This is a genomic window from Sulfurovum aggregans (assembly GCF_055385215.1).
In genome coordinates, this window is record NZ_AP042387.1 from 332054 (window position 1) to 350780 (window position 18727).

Annotated in this window: 15 protein-coding genes; 5 read left to right on the forward strand and 10 right to left on the reverse strand. The window is 36.8% G+C overall.

Going from position 1 to position 18727, the window contains the following annotated elements:
* Positions 1 to 7: 7 nt before the first annotated feature.
* The 4 genes from ACZ48W_RS01560 to cbiM are packed head-to-tail and all read right to left on the reverse strand — an operon-like array spanning position 8 to position 2247.
* On the reverse strand, positions 8 to 766 hold the full coding sequence (locus ACZ48W_RS01560; protein WP_464829163.1) for an energy-coupling factor ABC transporter ATP-binding protein: 759 nt from the start codon (positions 764 to 766) through the stop codon (positions 8 to 10).
* Complete coding sequence (locus tag ACZ48W_RS01565) at positions 753 to 1298, reverse strand: hypothetical protein (protein WP_464829165.1); 546 nt, start codon at positions 1296 to 1298, stop codon at positions 753 to 755. The genes ACZ48W_RS01560 and ACZ48W_RS01565 overlap by 14 nt, the downstream gene beginning before the upstream one ends.
* The gene (locus ACZ48W_RS01570) at positions 1295 to 1585 is read right to left on the reverse strand and encodes a PDGLE domain-containing protein (RefSeq protein WP_464829167.1); all 291 of its coding nucleotides are present in this window, start codon (positions 1583 to 1585) and stop codon (positions 1295 to 1297) included. The genes ACZ48W_RS01565 and ACZ48W_RS01570 overlap by 4 nt, the downstream gene beginning before the upstream one ends.
* A complete protein-coding gene (cbiM, locus tag ACZ48W_RS01575) occupies positions 1582 to 2247 on the reverse strand; it encodes a cobalt transporter CbiM (RefSeq protein ID WP_464829169.1) in 666 nt (221 codons plus the stop codon). Before cbiM ends, ACZ48W_RS01570 begins: the two co-directional genes overlap by 4 nt.
* Before the next feature lie 117 nt (positions 2248 to 2364).
* On the opposite strand from cbiM, the gene ACZ48W_RS01580 reads away from it, so the two are divergent.
* The 3 genes from ACZ48W_RS01580 (at position 2365) to ACZ48W_RS01590 (ending at position 7537) form a co-directional block, all read left to right on the forward strand.
* Positions 2365 to 3012 carry a transposase gene (locus tag ACZ48W_RS01580; protein ID WP_464829171.1) on the forward strand — a complete coding sequence of 216 codons (648 nt, stop codon included), beginning with the start codon at positions 2365 to 2367 and terminating at the stop codon, positions 3010 to 3012.
* A gap of 444 nt (positions 3013 to 3456) precedes the next feature.
* Positions 3457 to 5898 carry a hydrogenase small subunit gene (locus ACZ48W_RS01585; RefSeq protein ID WP_464829173.1) on the forward strand — a complete coding sequence of 814 codons (2442 nt, stop codon included), beginning with the start codon at positions 3457 to 3459 and terminating at the stop codon, positions 5896 to 5898.
* Entirely contained in the window at positions 5879 to 7537 is a 1659-nt protein-coding gene (locus ACZ48W_RS01590; protein ID WP_464829175.1) for a nickel-dependent hydrogenase large subunit, read from the forward strand. Before ACZ48W_RS01585 ends, ACZ48W_RS01590 begins: the two co-directional genes overlap by 20 nt.
* On the opposite strand, the gene hypF is transcribed toward ACZ48W_RS01590, so the two are convergent.
* The 6 genes from hypF to ACZ48W_RS01620 form a co-directional block, all read right to left on the reverse strand.
* Positions 7530 to 9761, reverse strand: coding sequence for a carbamoyltransferase HypF (gene hypF / locus ACZ48W_RS01595; RefSeq protein ID WP_464829177.1), 2232 nt, complete (start codon positions 9759 to 9761; stop codon positions 7530 to 7532). The two genes, ACZ48W_RS01590 and hypF, sit on opposite strands and share 8 nt — an antisense overlap.
* A 381-nt stretch (positions 9762 to 10142) precedes the next feature.
* Positions 10143 to 11813 (reverse strand): hydrogenase, encoded by a 1671-nt coding sequence (locus ACZ48W_RS01600; RefSeq protein WP_464829179.1) that lies wholly within the window; start codon positions 11811 to 11813, stop codon positions 10143 to 10145.
* Complete coding sequence (locus ACZ48W_RS01605; RefSeq protein ID WP_464829180.1) at positions 11797 to 12357, reverse strand: HyaD/HybD family hydrogenase maturation endopeptidase; 561 nt, start codon at positions 12355 to 12357, stop codon at positions 11797 to 11799. Before ACZ48W_RS01605 ends, ACZ48W_RS01600 begins: the two co-directional genes overlap by 17 nt.
* 247 nt (positions 12358 to 12604) lie before the next feature.
* On the reverse strand, positions 12605 to 13306 hold the full coding sequence (cybH, locus tag ACZ48W_RS01610) for a Ni/Fe-hydrogenase, b-type cytochrome subunit (protein ID WP_464827583.1): 702 nt from the start codon (positions 13304 to 13306) through the stop codon (positions 12605 to 12607).
* Between the two features lie 12 nt (positions 13307 to 13318).
* A complete protein-coding gene (locus ACZ48W_RS01615; RefSeq protein WP_464827582.1) occupies positions 13319 to 15055 on the reverse strand; it encodes a nickel-dependent hydrogenase large subunit in 1737 nt (578 codons plus the stop codon).
* Between the two features lie 14 nt (positions 15056 to 15069).
* On the reverse strand, positions 15070 to 16242 hold the full coding sequence (locus ACZ48W_RS01620; RefSeq protein ID WP_464830452.1) for a hydrogenase small subunit: 1173 nt from the start codon (positions 16240 to 16242) through the stop codon (positions 15070 to 15072).
* Between the two features lie 631 nt (positions 16243 to 16873).
* Between ACZ48W_RS01620 and ACZ48W_RS01625 the strand changes: the two genes are divergently transcribed.
* Both ACZ48W_RS01625 and ACZ48W_RS01630 read left to right on the forward strand, forming a co-directional pair.
* Positions 16874 to 17533, forward strand: coding sequence for a response regulator transcription factor (locus ACZ48W_RS01625; RefSeq protein WP_464829182.1), 660 nt, complete (start codon positions 16874 to 16876; stop codon positions 17531 to 17533).
* The gene (locus ACZ48W_RS01630; RefSeq protein WP_464829184.1) at positions 17523 to 18644 is read left to right on the forward strand and encodes a sensor histidine kinase; all 1122 of its coding nucleotides are present in this window, start codon (positions 17523 to 17525) and stop codon (positions 18642 to 18644) included. Before ACZ48W_RS01625 ends, ACZ48W_RS01630 begins: the two co-directional genes overlap by 11 nt.
* Positions 18645 to 18727: the final 83 nt, after the last annotated feature.

The window sequence follows — 18727 nt, forward strand, 5'->3', positions numbered from 1 at the left end:
TATTAGTTTAAAAATGTCCATGATAGTGAGAATGGACAAAATGTTTGTGTTTATGCTTGTGTTTATGGATCAGGTTCGCTTTTTGCAAAAGTTCCAGATCTCCATAAAGAGCCTCTATCACTCCGTCATAGAACTTTTGATGTGTTTGCCCAAGCACCACAGCTCTGTCACTAACTTCATAGGCAAGAGCAAGGTCATGCGTTGCCAACAGCACAGTCTTGTCAAGATCTATCATCAGGTCAATAAACCAGCCACTGGTCTTAGGATCCATCGCGGCAGTCGGTTCATCTAGCAGCAGTATCTCCGGCTCATATGCTACAATGGCGGCCAGCATCACTTTTTGCTTCTCTCCTCCACTGAGGTGGAGCGGATTTTTACCAAGCAGGTGCGCGATACCGAAAGTCTCGGCAACCTGTACAACACGTGCTTCAACCTCATCAAATCCGAACTCCTTTAAAGAAAAAGCAATCTCATCCTTTACGGTCGGATTGAAGATCATACTCTCCGGGTTCTGAAAGACAATCCCTACTTTTTGTCTGAACTCCCTGCCGACATTTTTTTTGCTTACTGGCATATCCTCAAACAGATAGCTTCCCTCACTAGCGAAGTAAAGCCCTGCAATGATCCTCAGCAACGTGGATTTCCCACTTCCGTTGCAGCCCAGCAGGGTGACTTTCTCGCCTTTTTTGATATCCAGGTCGATCCGATCAAGCACACATCTCTCCTCATACTTATAAGAGACCCCTTCCAACCTAATCAAAAGCACCCCTCGCTTTCATGGCAAGGGTGCGTTCACCTGCATCATGGAGCGCTTTTTCAAAAAAGAACCCAAATACCATGACAATAAACTTCTTCTGCATATTACGCAACTTCCTGATCACCCGCGCACGAAAGGCAAATTTGAAATCCTCATAGCTCTTTTTGTAGGAGATAATCTGCGAGAGGGAAATGCTCAGCAAATAGCTTAGCTCTTTGGAAAAGGCAAAGAAGCGTATCATATCGACTTTCGAAAAGAACCACATCACAAAGAAGGTCAGAGCATAGACCTTTAGGTTGATGTAGAGCAAAAACGGCAGTACATCCATCTCTCTAAAGAGCCCCTCAATCAGATATCCGATACTGATACCGGCATTAAAAAGAAAGATAGACTTGAGCACACTGTTGTTCAATTGCCGCCAATTGCGATAGGCTGCTGCCCACAGAAATACAATCCCCACACAAAGCTGCGGAGTCTGCTTCAGCAGGAGCAGTCCAAAGAGCACGATCACAAACAGAACTCTAACCAGATGTGCTTTCATTGTTTTTTTGCCCTGGCAATAAGATAGAAGATCCCAAAAATCAACGCTGCACCTATAAGTGCGGAAAGATAATACCCGATCACACTGTTCATACCTGAGACGGCATAGTCCGGCATAGGTGCTTCGAGCCCTTTTGCCTCCGCTATCCCTTTGGGGATGTAGCCCAGTACCTTTTCATAGTAGGCATTGCTCCACTCTCCCCATGCAGGCAATTGGGTAAGCAGACCAAGCGGTACCAGCAGTACAAAAAAGAATAAAAGCGAAAATATTTTTCTGCGTATTGTCATTTCAACTCTCCATACAGGCTATCTTGCCCCCCTTCAGCACTCCTGCGCGCCATATAGTTATAGACCAGCAGAGTAAAGACTCCCTCGACCACACCGAAAAAGAGCATATGCGCACCAACCAATGCCGTAAAGGTCGTTTGCAGATCAAACGGGAAATAAAGCGGTTTTCCTACTTCAGTCCAAAAGAGCGGCTGTATGCCCAATATGAACGACAAAAGCACCGACGAAGAGACAATTCCTGCCCAGCCTGCAAGAAAAGAAGCAAACTTGTACCGTTTCAGCAGTATAAAGAGATAGTATCCTACAAACGAACCCACAAATGCCATGGAGAGTGCATTTGCAGCAAAACTCGTAATACCACCGTCACCAAAGACAAGTGCCTGTATCAGAAGTACAATGGAAACAGAGATGAACCCCACCCATGGTCCAAACAGCAAAGAAATAAGCACCGCACCTACAGCATGTCCGCTTGTTCCTCCGGGAATAGGGATATTAAACATCATCACAATAAAACTCAATGCACTCAGTACCCCAATCAGTGGCAGTGTCTCTTCATTGAGCCGCTCTTTGAGCTTCTTAAAGCCATATACCCACAAAGGCAAAGCTGCAAGATAAGTGACAACAACGGTCTGCGGTGAGAGATACCCATCAGGAATATGCACGCCTGCTCCTTTTATATAATAGTGAATACTTGTTCAGCATATTAGCTATTTAATATTAATATATAATTAATTTTATCATTTCTACTCTACTTTAGGAACTAAATGTTATAATTTTATATGAAATGTATCTATTGTGACCATCTGTACACTTACCTTCTAAAAGACACACAACGCAAATGCAGTAAATGTAAGCGTAAGTTTAGCCCTAAAAAAGTAGCCAGAGAAAAAAAACTTCTTGACCTTTTCATAATAGGGCGGAATGCAAGAGAAGCCTCCAACGAGACGGGTATGCACTTTGCAACTACACAAAGACACTATGAGAACTTCAGAAGAACTATCGCATTACATGCTGATGAACAGTACCAAATGCACAATGGGAAGGTAACGGAGTATGACGAATACCTCTATCTTCCCAAGAGCCTAAAAGCCGAGGAGCACATCCATAAACTCCAACACTTCCTTACCCTCTCTTATAAAAACAAAGTCTACAACCTCATGATGCCCGCCATCCAACAATACAACTACAATCCAGACGACGTACAGGAGAAAAAACTCCTCTTAAAATACCTACGCTTCGACAAAGTTGCAAAGCTTAAGAAAGTTGAAAATACCATCACGAAGTTTTGGGCGTTTTTTGAGGCATTTATTTTGCAATACAAAGGCGTGAGTGATGAACAGTTTGTGTTTTATTTAAAAGAAGCGGAGTGGCGGTTTAATTATACTTTTGAAGAACAAAGAGAGATTTTAAAAAATAGAATCCTCTGAATATATATCTGATGTTACGCATTAAAAGATAATCTATTATAAAATCACACGGAGTGTGCATTGTCGTTGTGAACGACCTTGTAAGCGAAGCGATTCGAGAATAACGACGCTTTTTTTGCTTCGTTTTTTTAAAAAAATGAAGAGAGAAACAACGCCTCGGTTCAAATGGAAAGGGAAATTTTAAAAAATGGAAAAAATGCGTACTATCAGTAAATATATTTAGACATTAACCTCTGATTCAAAAACTTAAAGAACAAAAGAGTTTAACCAGAATTACAGGTAATAGATTAATGATACACATCACTATGATTTCCGATATAATGATATGAGATGAAAAAATTTATGACTTTTTTGAGTTAAAAGGAAGAAAGGGAATAAAGAGATGAGCAACTATATATTGAATGAAAATTTCATGATTTTTCACATATTCCAATGTAAGATACTATGATGAGAATTGTAATTATTGGTGGTGGTATTGCATCTGCATACTTAGCAAACAGTATAAAAAAACTTTCATCAGATAATGAAGTTCTTATAGTCAGTGATGAGAAATACCTTCCATATAACAGGATACACCTTTGTTCTCTTATCGATAAATCCCAAACATTAAAAAATATAAGCTTAACTCTTAATCCTACCATCAAAGTAGAGTTGGAACAAAAAATTATCAAAATTGATAAAAAAAATAAAAAAATTTTCTCTATAAACAGTATGTTTTCATACGATACACTTATCATAGCTACCGGTTCCCTTGCAAAAGTACCATTTGAGATTCAAAATATAAATAATGTATCCGTTTTCAGAAGTGCTGATGAAGCATTTAAAATAGCAAAAAACAGTATAGACAAAGAGGTGGTTATTGTAGGTGCAGGTCCTATTTCTTTAGAACTGTTAGAGACCTTGAATCATATAGAAAGTATACATAGCATTACCCTTTTGGTAAGACATAAATACCTCTATGATAAAACACTCTCTGCACAATCATTAAAGATCATAGAAGAGTCATACCTCAAAAGCGGCAAAATAAAAATATCTTATGAAGATGAAATCGTTGAAACAAAAATAGAAAATAATAAGATCATTGAATTACGTAGTAAAAAGCTTACCTTTAAAAACCCTTTTATAATATTTGGCATAGGTATCTTACCAAATATAGAGTTTGCAAAAGATAGCCTTGAGTATGATAAAGGGATACTTACAGACACCTTTATGCAAACCTCAGATAAACATATATATGCAGTTGGAGAGTGTGCCCAGATAAAAGAGACGAATTTTATCGCTGGACATGTAAAAGAGTGTACACTTCAAGCAAACAGTGCCATATCCAAAATTTTAAATTTAGAAGAAAAAGAGTTTGAACAAGAGGTCTCTATTGATATGTTGAAGGTTGACTGCTTTGACTTGATAGATGTAAGATCACCAACCTTTGCTTGCGATTTCGAAAAGATAATCATTAGCTCAGATAGAGAGAAAAGAGTAGATGAATACTACATAAAAGATAATAAACTCATAAGATCTATTGGCATCAACTCCAATATTGATGTAGGGTATATTCAAAATATGATAGAGCAGAATGAAGATGTAGATGTAAACAGTCTCTATGAAAACAGACTCCTTAGTGAAAAAGGTAGGCTGATATGCGGCTGTGAGCATCTTTATCACAAAGATCTGGTTGAAATTATCACGCAAAATGATATACGAGATTTTTTTGAACTGAAAGATTTTAGTAATGCCGGCAGAGTGTGCGGTAGATGTAAACAAATGGTTGAGAAGATTATAGAGGAATCCAAAAGTTTAATATCCCCCAATATACCTAGAAAAACTTCTGAAGAGATACAAATAGAAAAAGAGCTAAAAAAAATAGAAAAAAGAATAGATAAATTTAACAAGTTACATCCATATAATCAACTCACAAAAGACAACTTTGACAATGCACTGAAGTCTATGGATATAGCAACAAAAGAATTGAATAGCTGGATATCTATGATCACGGCATCTATGCAACTTCATCCGAGTTTTGAGGATAGTGTCGGTACTGCTCTTATGTCATTAAACAGGATCCCTATCCTTTGGCTGGAACTGAGTGACTGTTCGGGCAACAGTGAAGCCTTCATAAAATCTACAAACCCATCTATAGAAGATTTGATATTTGATTATATCTCACTGGATTATCATGAGCTTTTAATGAGTGCGAGCTCCAATGAGAGTGAGACTATTTTAGAAAATATCATCAACAATCAAAAAGACAAATACATACTCATAGTTGAGGGAGCTGTTCCTCTTGGCTTGGATGGTAAATTTTTACGTATAGGTACACATGGTGAAACAGGTGTTGAACTACTAAAAAGATGTGCAAAAGATGCAGCATTAATTATGGGAGTTGGGAGTTGTGCATGTAATGGTGGTGTAGTAGCTGCTGCACCAAATCCTACCGGGGCAGTAGGCGTAAGTGAAGCACTGGAAAGAGATGATGTCATAAACATTCCAGGATGTCCGACAAATCCTCTAAACATAGTAGGAACACTTCTTTATTACCTTATGTTTGAAGAACTTCCGGCACTGGACAAACATAATAGACCACTTTGGGCCTATGAGGGGCGCATCCACGATAACTGTGAAAGACGGGGTCATTATGAACTTGGAGAGTTTGTTCAAGAGTGGGGAGATGAGGGAGCTAAAAAAGGATACTGCCTTTTTGAGGTGGGATGTAAAGGACCCTATGCCTTTGCAAACTGCCCTACTATGAAGTTTAATGACTCAACAAGTTGGCCGGTACAAGCAGGCCATGGCTGTATGGCATGTACTGAGAAAAACTTTTTTGACAAGTATGCAAATGAAAGAAAAGTAGAAAATGAAAAGGCAGAAAATGAAAAAAGTTGTCATTGATCCCGTTACCCGAATAGAGGGTCATTTAAGAGTGGAAGTAGAGGTAGATAATGAAAATATCATACAAGAGGCTTATGTAAGCGGACAACTTTTTCGCGGAATAGAGATCATCCTTAAAGACCGAGACCCTAGAGATGCAGGGCTTCTTGCCGGTAGGATCTGCGGTGTATGTACAAACTCTCACTTTCGTGCAGCTGTGAGTTGTGTTGAGGATGCGTATCATTTACAAATCCCTAAAAATGCTCAGATCATAAGAGACTTAATGACTATGGCTCTGTTTATTCAAGACCATGTAGTACACTTTTATCATCTTCATTCTTTGGACTTTGTAGATGTTACAAAAGCCCTACAGGCAGATACAGCACTTACAAGTAAAACTGCATATACATACTCAGACAATCCATTCAGAAACTCCAAATCACATTATGAAAATGTAAAACAGAAACTAAAAACTTTTGTAGACTCGGGTAAACTGGGACCTTTTGCAAATGGATACTGGGGGCATAAAGAGTATAAACTCACTCCGGAACAAAACCTTATTATATTTTCACACTACCTGGATGCTCTAAAGTTTCAAACCAACATAAGTAAAGCCATAGCTATCTTTGGTGGAAAGACTCCACACCCACAAAGCATAGTAGTAGGTGGAATATCAAGCGTAGCAGATATGCTGAACCCGGCTAGATTGAATGAGTATATTTTTATCATCAAAGAGTCCAAGGAGTTTATAGACAGGGCTTACATACCGGATATGAAGCTTTTGGCTACTGCTTATCGTCATGAGATAAAAGCAGGATCAGGACGGGCAAATGGCAACTTTATAAGTGTAGGCGGATATGAGTTTGATGATAGTAAACTTTTTGAAAGTGGCGTGATCTACAATCATGATTTTACAAATATAGATGCATTTCATCATGATAAAATCAGTGAAAAAGTTGACAGGGCCTGGTACCGTGATGACAATCAAGAGGAACCTTTTTATACTGACCTCAATAAGGATGCTACACTAAAAACTGAAAAAAATTCTGACAAATACAGCTGGATAAAAGCTCCCAGATACGATGATAAGCCTATGGAGTGTGGTCCTCTTGCACGTGTATTGGTAAGCTACTCAAAACAGAACAGAACTTTAAAGCCTTTTGTTGATACGTTTTTAAAAGAGGTGGATCTAGAACTTATTGATCTGTCTACTACCGTTGGCAGAAATGCGGCCAGAGCCATAGAAACTCAGTATATTGCAGAGTTTATTTTTAAACTAACCAGTAATCTACTTCAAAATATCAAATACTATGACACCCGAACCTGGACAAAATATGACTTTGACACGTTGGAAAAAGAGTCTAAAGGAAGATCATTTTTTGAAGTACCAAGAGGGATTTTGACTCATTTTATAAATATAAAAGACAAAAAAATAGTCAACTACTCTGTTATCGCTCCCACAACGTGGAATGCAACACCAAAAAATTCAGATAATCAAAAAGGTGCTTATGAAGAAGCATTGGTCGGTATCAAAATAGAAAATACTAAAAAACCTCTGGAGGTTTTAAAAGTGATCCACTCTTTTGATCCCTGTTTGGCTTGTGCAGTTCACATCATAGATACGAAAGGAAAAGAGTTAAGTAGCTATAAAATCAAATGATTTTTCCCGCTGCAACCTGCCCCAAAGCGATCCCTCCATCATTAGGTGGAATGGCATTAGAGATGATAGCATCCGGTATCTTCTCTAGCACCAAGCCCAAAAGCACCCTGTTTTGAAATACCCCGCCACTTAGAACCAATGGCAGATCATACTGCTTATGTACAGTTTCTATCATCTCCACCAAAGTATGAAAGAACTTTGATACGGCTACAGCAGTGTCAGCTTCCAAGAGCATCTTTTTTACTATAGGAAGTACGTCTATCTTCCCCTCTTCATAGCCAAAAGTGTAATACCCTTTTACACTGGCATCATACAGTTCTTCAAGCATCATCCCACTCTCACCTTCAAAACTCATCACTTGACATACTCCCGTGAGGGAAGCCACAGCATCAAAAAGTCTACCCACCGAAGAGCTTAGTGGTGCATTCAAGCCTTTTTGCCATGCGATAAAGTATGTCTTTAGCTCTGAGGGAGAAAAGGCTTTTATGGTAGGATTTTGTAACGTGAGAGCCTCTTCACCATAGAGGTCAAAGAGCAGACTCAGTGCTACCCTTTTAGGCTCTTTGATGGCTTTTGCCCCTCCAAGGAGTTTGAAGTAATTTAAGTGTGCTACTCTCTCATACCCCTCATAATCACATACCAGGAACTCACCACCCCAAAGGTTACCGTCATCCCCATACCCTGTACCATCAAAAGCCACACCTAACACTTTACCTGTCAGCTGCTTTTCTGCCATTACTCCTAAGATGTGTGCGTAGTGATGCTGAACATCTTTAATGATGAATTTTGAATTTTGAATTTTGAATTGTTGTGCGACTTTCGTTGACTCATAGTTTGGATGACTGTCGTGCACTATGACTTGTGGTTTAAAATCGTATATGCGTTCTAATGTTGCTATGTTCTTTTTATAGTACTCTACAGAACCGATACTATCAAGATCACCAATATGAGGAGAGAGTATTACCTGATCTTCAAACCCTATAGCAATGGTGCTTTTTTGGTTTGCACCAAGAGCCAGAACATTCTTTTCTAACTTAAATGGCAGTTTGATACTCGCAGGAGCATACCCTCTGGACCGTCTGAGAATGACCTGCTGATCTTTTACTACCATCACTACAGAATCATCACAGCCATTGACTATCTCTCTGTTATGATCTAAAACATAATCATACACACCTTGCAGTTTCTCCAATGACTCTCTGCTGATACAGATAGGCTCATCCGTGACATTGGCAGAAGTAGCAACCAACGGACGGTTTAACTTATTCAGGAATAACAAATGCAATGGAGTATAAGGTAAAAACAACCCTATTCTACTCATGTTAGGTGCTACAAATTTACTGTAGGGATAACCCTCGTGGTTACCCTTGGAATCTAACAGAACTATAGGTCTCTCTTTAGAAGTGAGTAGTTCCTCTTCTTGTTCGCTCATCACAGCCAACTCTCTTGCCAACTCTATATTAGCCACCATCACCGCATACGGTTTACTAGGTCGCTTCTTGCGTTCCCTCATCTTCTGTACCGCTTCATCGTTGGTCGCATCACACACTAAATGATAACCACCCACCCCTTTTACAGCCAGGATCTTTCCATCCAATAATAGTTGCACAGCAACATCAATTATTGTCGGGGTGGGGACACCCCGACCTACATTGTCTAAAAGCTCCAACTGTGGACCGCAATCGTGGCAGCCTATGGGTTGTGCATGATAACGTCTGTCTAGAGGATTTGTATATTCCTCTTCACAGGCTTTACACATCTGAAAAAACTTCATAGAAGTATTTTTACGGTCATAAGGCAGATCATAAATAATAGAGTAACGCACCCCACAATGGGTACAGGTGATAAAAGGGTAACCATAACGACGATTGCCTGGGTCGAAAAGTTCAGCTTCACACGCTTTGCAGATGCTTACATCTGGAGGAATGCGCACGGTTCTTTTACCCTCTTCCTCTGTAGAGACAATACTGAAACCTGAAAACACTCTAGGGGCTATTTTTTCAGTTTCTATACTGTCAATGGAAGCTAAAGGTGGCAGTTCAGAATGTATGTCATCAAGAAAAGTTTGCAATTGGGAAGATGTAGCATTAAGCAATATCTCTACACCTTGAGTAGCATTGAGAATCCTGCCCTGTAAATTATACTTAGTGGCAAGTTGGTAGATGAAAGGGCGGAAACCTACCCCTTGAACTGTACCTGTGATAAAGATCCTATATATAGTCATTGTATCAGTTTTACTTTTTTAATAAGTATATCAATTTGAGGCTTTGATATTAACAATGAATAGATATTCATTATTTTAAGAAAATTTTATTTGAATAGGGATGAATAAGTATTCATTTTATAAAAAGCGCTAAATCATGAGCCAAAATTTATTTCCTGTATAAGAGTTACTTTCTCCTGTAACCTTTAGCTCTAACAATGATATCTGCAAGGTATTCAATAATCGATAAAGAAAACAGATTTATTTACTACACAACCAGAGATTAGAAAAGGAAATGCAATAGAAGGAGGCTGCATAAATTTTTGTTTTGGATAAAAACCTTTTCTTCATTTCTGGCTGTGTACTAAATAATCTCCCAAAAAAAGAGAGATTATAATGATACTATTGGTCTAATGAAACGCCACCATAAAACATATTCCTGCCATCAACAGGAAGTTCATTATTGAAATAGATATTATGGTTGATAGATATCTCCCTGCTCATTTTGGAAAAGAGATGTTTATTTGCCAAGAGAGAACCTGTTGCTGTAACAGCCGTTATATCCATACTGGGCTTTAATTCATCCAGTTCATTGGCAAGGAATTCAAGGAAACTCTCTATCACCCCATAACTCAACATAAGCTGATCAACCCCGGCAAGACGAAAACTCATTGCTGTCCTGATAGTCATTAAAGGGTCCAAATATACTTTTCCATCTATATTAAGTAACTTATAGTCAATTCTAGGACCTTTTTCTCCTAAAAATGACATGGCACTCTCTTCTAAGATTTCAGCGGCTTCAAACGGGTCTTCTGTTTGAGCAAAATCAAGTACAATGGCTACTATACCCCAGAGTTTAAAGATATTAAACGCTTTATCTTCAAACACAATTTTAGATACTTTATCAAAATGATCCGGAAATTTATTTTTATAGTTTTCAACTATTTTTATTCCTGTTTCATCTGTGGCTATAATTTGATCAAATATCTCTTTCATAGAGAAAAAATTAAAATTCAATGAGAGATATTCAACAACCCCATATTTATTGCCGTGCACCAATATATTATTTTTATACTCTTTACTCAGATTAAGACCCGCAATATTTTCATCTTTTAATTGATGCTCTTTTATAACAGAGAAGAAAGAACCTATTGCAGGATTAACTTTAGATGAATTCATTGGAAAGAGAGGTAAACCTTTTTCCCCAGAAACAATTGCAACATCCTTTTGGGAAGCTACAACTTCAATGGGTTCTAGCTCCTCTTTAAAATCAACCAATAACAGTTTCTCTTGGGTAGGAATCTCTTCTTTTGTGATAAAAATCGCATCGATACCAACTTGATGCAACTCTTGCATAAGAAGATGCAGAATAAAGTCATCCGGAAGTTTAAAACGGATCAGATCTGCTTCAACCTCTTCATGATCCATAGTGAATTTGATCTTCTTTTTCAGTTTAAGCAGTGGCTTCTCAAACGCTCCCAAAGTTGTGACCTCATAGGTTTCTACATTGGCATATTTCTCAATAGTTGCAAGATCGTATACTACAACGTCAAAGTTTATTTTGTTACAAACCTTACTTGGTATACCTGCATAATACTTTCCATAAAATGTATTCAACTCTATCATTTTACCTTGACTGATAGAGAGTGCTGCTTGTTCAAACTCACTCTTGTAGTTTTTTCTCTCTCCTGCTAGACTATATCCACAGGCATCACACTCTGTAAATATATTGTAATAGTCCTCATTTTCTTCATCCATCACTTTTTTTAAGCATTTTGGACAAAAAGGAAGAGGCAGTTTTTCTTTTTTAGGTACTTCATAGTCATTATCAGGCATTTCATCAACTATTTGAGCATCACTATGATATAAAAATATAGAATGAGGTAAGGATGAAGAAAAGTTGCTTACAAACTCCTCCAATGCTTCTGCAGTATCTGCTTCAACATAAAATTTAAGCATAAAATGATCTTTAACTATTTTTCCAACTAAATTATGTTCTTTTAAAGTTTGCAAAAACAACTTCTCATATACTAGAGAAAAGGAACGATAATCAAGGCTAAACTCCAATATCATATTGTATTCCTTTCACATAAGTGTTAGATGTAACATCGGTAATTTTTAAATTGTTCTTAACCTTCACATCAATATCCAATGATTTTAAATAATCAATAATGACTTTTTCCATTGTTATACTTGCTTTTACAACTTCATCTGTCATTGAAAAAGTACTATCTTCTCCAATTACATAGGGAATAACCCCTACAATTTTTACAGGGGGAAGATCACCCATCATCTCAATCATCTGTAAAGTTTGTAACATCTCTACCTCATGAGCACTTCCATCCCATGTGATATACTCAGGCATATCACTAAATTCAAAAGAATATACATCACCTATCTCACCTTCATCAACCTTGACACAATCAATGATCACAACTCTGTCATACTCTGTGATTATAGGAATAAGTCTTTGTGCCAGTGTACCACCATCAATAATATCAATAATATGTTTATCGGAAGAAAAATCATACTTTTCTTCTATAAGGTTTGCTAGATGAGGGCCTACTCCCTCATCTCCAAATATAATATTACCAATACCTAATATCAAAATTTTCAAATTATCTTCCTTCTATAAATTTACTTTACTTCTATTTTAAATATCACTCAAGAGGGAAAAAAAGGAAGTTTTAACGGAAGCTTTGGATAAAAACTATTAAAAATTTCTTTTCCCTCATGACTAATATCACTAAAGAGACAAGATAACTCTAAAATACTGTGCAGGTTGAAGTAAAAAACAGTATTAAAAAGTATATTGCCTCATAACTAATATTAGTATTAATGGCCAGCCTAAGCTGACCATTATATTAATGTTTTTTGTGCCATTTCATACCTGAAAAAATAGCATCCATTGATCCATTCTTACCAAATATAGCATTAAAGGATGCCATATAAATATGTATAGTTACAATAATGATCACTACCCACATTGCAATATGGTGGATCTCCCTTACCATTGCCAATCCTCCCATCATCTCTTCAAGCACTCTCATTGGTGCATAGATCAAGCCACCAAACCCTTCATGATACACATTTGCATGAAGGATAAGTCCTGTAAGAATCAATACAAAAAAGACAATATACAATCCAATATACGCCATTGACTGTAGTGGATTATAAACACCTTTTAAATGAGGGTGTTTTGTTATAAACAGATAATATCCAATCTGTTTTACCCATACCATTGGACTGAACATATCTTGTACAGAATGTCTTTCATGCTTATATGCTTTTGCAAAAAATGTCAAATACAATTTCCAAACAACCACAGCAGTCATCACAAAACCAAAAACAATATGAGCAAATCTAAAATAAGCCTGCATAAAGTTTGTTGGTTGCCCATTGGAGATAGGTGCCACAAAAGGTTCAGCGATATAAAATCCGGTAACAATCAGTATTAAAATCGAGAGTGCTCTAATCCAGTGCTGCCATCTATATGCCGGAGTAAACTCCATCTCCTCTTCAATCACCATATGGTGATTATGGGTCTCATTTTGAACTTTTTCCATTTTTAGCTCCTTTTATACACTGCAACTATCGTAAGTAGGATCAACCTTGTATTCAGCTAATTTATTGCCTTTTGTATCCATAACATGTACGGCACATGCAATACATGGATCATAAGAGTGAATAACTCTAATGATTTCTAATGGTTGTTTAATATCTTTGATTCTGAGTCCCACCAAATCCGCCTCATACGGTCCTTTTATCCCATTAGCATCTACTGGTCCGGCATTCCATGTAGATGGAACCGTAGCCTGATAGTTTTCACACACGCCATTTTTAATTCTGATCCAGTGAATCAACATTCCTCTTGGAACATCACCGATCCCTCTTCCTTTATACTCTTTATCTTTATCAATCACATAAGGAGTACAAGTTTCCTGATCTCCACTTTTGATATTTTCAATTAGATTATTGAAAGCGACCAAAGCATTATCTGCAACAATTCCTGCTTGCAGTGCACGAGCTGCTGTTCTTCCCAACGTCGTAAAGAGTGCTGATACCGGAAGTCCTGTCTCTTTTAGGAAACCATTCACTGAATCTTGAACTATCTTATTGCCTTTTGCATAGTTGACCAGTAAACATGCCAATGGACCAACTTCCATAGGCATTCCATCATATCTCGGAGATTTAATCCACGTATATTTTCCTTCCGGATTGATAAGCTTAGAATGGATCATCTCTCCATCTGGCCCCACACTCTCCCCATCTACATACCCTGTATGTTTAGGAATAGTAGTACCATCATATGGATGCTGCGGTTCATCATCAGCATACCAAGAGTGTGTTGCCTCTTCAGTAATTAAACTCTCATCTATATCAAAAACTTTAGCGATATCCCCATTAAGGATATACCCACTGTCAAAGAGATACTGATCACGTCCGATCATGAAATCTTTATATGCCATGAAATTTTTAACTCCCATCGGCTTTGTTACTGAAGGTTCATCTTTATACATTTCTGCAGCCATTTTAATGTCTGCAAGATATGCATTTTTAATAAAATTTTGTATGGTTTTAAACTGTACCATATACTCACCCATTCTGGCAGGGTCTAAAATATCCATAACACAGGTAACTCCACCCACTACCAATGATTGAGGATGTGGGTTTTTCCCTCCAAAAATTGCCATTATTTTTGCAGCTAATCTTTGTATCTCCAGTGCTTTTAAATAGTGAGCTAGGGCAATAAGGTTTTGCTCTGGTGTAAACTTATAGGTACCATGCCCCCAATATGCATTAGCAAACGGCCCGAGTCCTTGAGGATTTTTAGCAAATTTTGCTACAGTCTCTTGTACTTTTTTAAGATCATTTTCACCTGTAGAAATAGGACTGTCTGTATATTTGAAAGCCAATTCACTTGCTTTTTTTGGATCCGCATCCAATGCTGAAACGATATCTACCCAATCTACACCATGCAGATGATAGAAGTGAACCACATGGTCGTGCATAAAAAGTGCTGCATTCATAAGCGTTCTTACAAGTTCTGCATTCAATGGAATTTTAATGCCCAATGCATCTTCAACTGCCATTGTACTTTTTAAGTAGTGTGAGTAGGTACATACACCACAAATTCTCTGCATAACCAAAGGTACATTTCTAGGATCTCTATCTTTTACAATTACCTCTAAACCTCTCCACAGCGTAGAAGATACAAATGCATCTTCTACAACACCATCATCACCAACTATCACCTCTGCTCTTAAGTGTCCCTCGATTCTTGTAATCGGATCTACTACTACTCTTTTACTCATTATTCTTCTCCTTACTAGTCATCTGATTTTGGTGGTTTAACCGCTGAAATCGCTGCATGTGCTGCAACACCTACACCTGTAGCAACGAGTAACCCGATGCCGATTCTGTCTGCTGTCGCATCTGCACCAAGCCCACCGAATGTTGTATTATACAATCTGTCTTTAAGCGGTTCATTTACCGTACCCATAGTATCCCAGAAATCCGGTTCACTACAACCCATACATCCAAAACCAACTTGTACCGGCCAAGATGTACCTTGGTTAAACTTGTTTTTAGAACAGTTATTAAATGTATAAGGTCCTTTACAGCCTACTTTATAGAGACAATAGCCATCTTTTGCACCTTGGTCACCAAACTGCTCTACAAATTCACCTGCATCAAAGCGTCCTCTTCTTTCACAAAGATCGTGAATTCTAAGTCTGTATGCCCATTTTGGTCTATTGTATGCATCAAGAGCAGGTAATGTCCCATAAAGCAAATAGTGAAGCAATGTTCCTACAATATTCTTTTCACTTGGAGGACACCCTGGTACATTAATTACCGTTTTATGTGTTACTTCACTAAGGGCTACTGCACCTGTTGGGTTTGGAACAGCTGCCTGAACACCACCAAATGCAGAACAGGTACCAATTGCAAAAATAGCTGCGGCTTTTTCAGAAGCCTCAATAGCAATATCCTTTCCTTTTTTGCCGTGTCCGCCAATCGTTAAATACGACCCCTCATTTCCCATAGGAATACCACCCTCTACCATCAAAATATATCTACCCTTATATTTCTCCATGGCACCCTCAAGGTTCTCCTCTGCCTGCCAGCCGGCAGCTGCCATAAGTGTCTCTTGATACTCTAAAGAGATATAATCAAAAATAAGGCTATCTATAGTTGGGTTGGCGGAACGAAGCAGTGCTTCTGTGCATCCTGTACACTCTGCCATGTGCAACCAGATAATAGGCAATCTATCAGCTACCTTAACTGCTTCAGCCATCAATGGTGTAAATGTTGAAGGCAATGAAAGCAAGGCCGTCATCATTCCCGCCCACTTCATAAAATCCCTTCTTGCAAAACCATTTTCTTCTATTACCTGTTCAATAGAACTGTCTTCTCTCATCTTTGGCAGCTTTTTTAACTGCTCTATTCTATCTTCAAATGCCGCATAAAGCGTATCATAGGATGTGTCTTTTTTACCCATACTCATTTGTTTCTCCTTTTGTAAAATGAATAGCTGTTCAGTATTCTAAACAAAATAAACTTAATTTAAAATGAATATTCATTCAATTGATAATTAAATTAATTTATATTTTAAACTTAAAACCATTCGGAGTTTATTTTTTATCAAAAATGAGAGATATAATCAGCAAAAAGAAACTTATTGTTTTTTAAAAATTTAACAAATGATATTTTTATAATTGATAAATAAAAAAGAACCTTAAAAAAACATATTTATTGCTACAGACAATATTGATTTAAATAAGACCATACAGTTCAATTGACTATCAAAACACCAGGCTATATACTCAAGTAGACGAAATAGAGCTTAATGTACAATCAAAGACTACTTTTGGTTTTGGTCTATATATTGAGGATGGTACAAAAAAAGTACCCGGATATATTGCAAAAAAAACAAATACCCAGAACTGAAAACTTTGACATGGATATAGAAGTTCTGATCTATGTAAAGTCATTTAAGCATTTTTTTACAAAAACTTATCTTATAATGTGGAGGATCGGGCACGTTATGATAACAGCCAAGACCATACGGTTACACTATGAAAAACCGTATGCTAAAAATATATTTGATAAAAAACCTTGTAAGGCGGTTAATGAAAAAAAAGATATTAATTGTAGAAGATGATATTGATCTAAACCAAACTATTGTTAAATACCTTAATATAAAAAATATTGAAACAAAAAGTATTTTTGACGGAGAGGAAGCAATTAATATTGTTTATGAAGAGCATTTTGAATTAATTCTTTTAGATATTAAACTTCCCTCTTGCAATGGGTTTGAAGTAGCACAAAGAGTACGGGAATTCAGTGATATACCTATTATATTCCTCACCTCACTGGATAGCCAGAAAGACATAGAAAAAGGCTTCTTGAGTGGTGGTGATGACTATATTATAAAACCTTTTTCTCTTAATGAACTCTGCTTACGAATAGATGCTGTTTACAGAAGACTCTATAAGAATCAAACTCTCATTCATATAGATGAGTCACTGGTGTTTAATATAAAAAATCTTACACTTTATAAAAACAACAAAGAGATACACTTAAAAAACAAGGAAGCAAAACTTTTAGCTTTATTTTTACAAAGAAGCAATGAAACTTTAACAAAGAATGAAATCTTTGAATATCTCTATGGGTATAATGAGATAGCAAATGAAACTTCACTCAGAACATTCATCTGCCGACTGAGGACTATTTTACCAAAAGGAAAAATAGAGACACTCAAAGAGATAGGATACCGATATGTTGGCTGAAAAAAAATCCCTTCGAAGATTTTTGATTGTTTATATCTTTTCTACACTTTTTCTATCTGCTATAGGGGGATATTTTTACTATCGGCTAACCTACAATACTATTATTGAGAATAATATACTGAAAATCAGAAACAATATTCATCTTTTTATAGAGAGAAATCATGAAAAACACTTTCTTAAAACAGGGGCTATCCCGCAATATAACGGCACACCTATTGCTGTATATGTTAATCAGGTATATGCAGTAGGTGATTTCAAACCTGATCATGTAGATTTTACGAAAGAATATTGGCTAGAACAAGAGCATTTATACTACCTTCACCGTACACATAAAAAATGGGGCAACATGGATTTTGTTTCCTATAAAGACATATCTTCTGAAATCAAAAACCTAAAGAAAAAACTCTTTTTTTTCTTTGTTTTCACACTTCTTTTTATTGTCTTGGTTTCTATTGTATTAGGTCATATTTTTTTAAATCCCATGAAGAAAAGTATTCTGCTTTTGGAAGACTTTATTACAGATGCAACACATGAAATAAATACACCGATCAGTAATGTCATTATCAATATTGAGATGCTGTTAACATTACATCCTGAACTTAAACACAATGAAGAGTTAAAAAAAATCATAACTTCCTCATTCAGGATTTCAAAGATTTTCAAGGATTTAAGTTTTGTCAAACTTAACCATGTCCCCAAAAGAGAAATTAGAGAAATATACATAGATGAAATATTAAAAGAGAGAATAGCATTTTTTCAAACAAATATGAACAATAAAAATCTGCAAATACATACTGAACTCTCTTCCAAAAAAGTTTTTATGGACATGGAAGATCTTATCAGGTTAATAGACAACCTGCTTTCGAATGCGATCAAATATACACCACCGAGAGGACTGATTGAGATAAATCTTTCTTATTGTTTGGAAATCATCAATGACGGAGTCATTAAAAAGCCTGAGAAGATGATACATAAATTTTTAAGAGAACGTAAAGATGACGGTGGATTTGGTTTAGGATTATATATCGTTAAAAAAATAACTGACTTTTACGGCTTTAAATTTTCACTTCACTCCTCTCAACAAAAAGTTTTTGCAAAAATCTGCTTTTAGTTTATATAAAGTTTATATTGAAACCTTACACTACTAATAAACATTCAATTATAAAGAATGCAATAAAAAAACAAAGGATCAAA

Bases quoted from the DNA above. Each gene is read 5' to 3' on its own strand.
- ACZ48W_RS01625 (WP_464829182.1), top strand. From the start codon at position 16,874: ATGAAAAAAAAGATATTAATTGTAGAAGATGATATTGATCTAAACCAA.
- ACZ48W_RS01600 (WP_464829179.1), bottom strand. From the start codon at position 11,813: ATGATATTGGAGTTTAGCCTTGATTATCGTTCCTTTTCTCTAGTATAT.
- ACZ48W_RS01590 (WP_464829175.1), top strand. From the start codon at position 5,879: ATGAAAAAAGTTGTCATTGATCCCGTTACCCGAATAGAGGGTCATTTA.
- cybH (WP_464827583.1), bottom strand. From the start codon at position 13,306: ATGGAAAAAGTTCAAAATGAGACCCATAATCACCATATGGTGATTGAA.
- ACZ48W_RS01570 (WP_464829167.1), bottom strand. From the start codon at position 1,585: ATGACAATACGCAGAAAAATATTTTCGCTTTTATTCTTTTTTGTACTG.
- ACZ48W_RS01580 (WP_464829171.1), top strand. From the start codon at position 2,365: ATGAAATGTATCTATTGTGACCATCTGTACACTTACCTTCTAAAAGAC.
- ACZ48W_RS01565 (WP_464829165.1), bottom strand. From the start codon at position 1,298: ATGAAAGCACATCTGGTTAGAGTTCTGTTTGTGATCGTGCTCTTTGGA.
- ACZ48W_RS01615 (WP_464827582.1), bottom strand. From the start codon at position 15,055: ATGAGTAAAAGAGTAGTAGTAGATCCGATTACAAGAATCGAGGGACAC.
- ACZ48W_RS01585 (WP_464829173.1), top strand. From the start codon at position 3,457: ATGATGAGAATTGTAATTATTGGTGGTGGTATTGCATCTGCATACTTA.
- hypF (WP_464829177.1), bottom strand. From the start codon at position 9,761: ATGACTATATATAGGATCTTTATCACAGGTACAGTTCAAGGGGTAGGT.
- ACZ48W_RS01630 (WP_464829184.1), top strand. From the start codon at position 17,523: ATGTTGGCTGAAAAAAAATCCCTTCGAAGATTTTTGATTGTTTATATC.
- ACZ48W_RS01620 (WP_464830452.1), bottom strand. From the start codon at position 16,242: ATGGGTAAAAAAGACACATCCTATGATACGCTTTATGCGGCATTTGAA.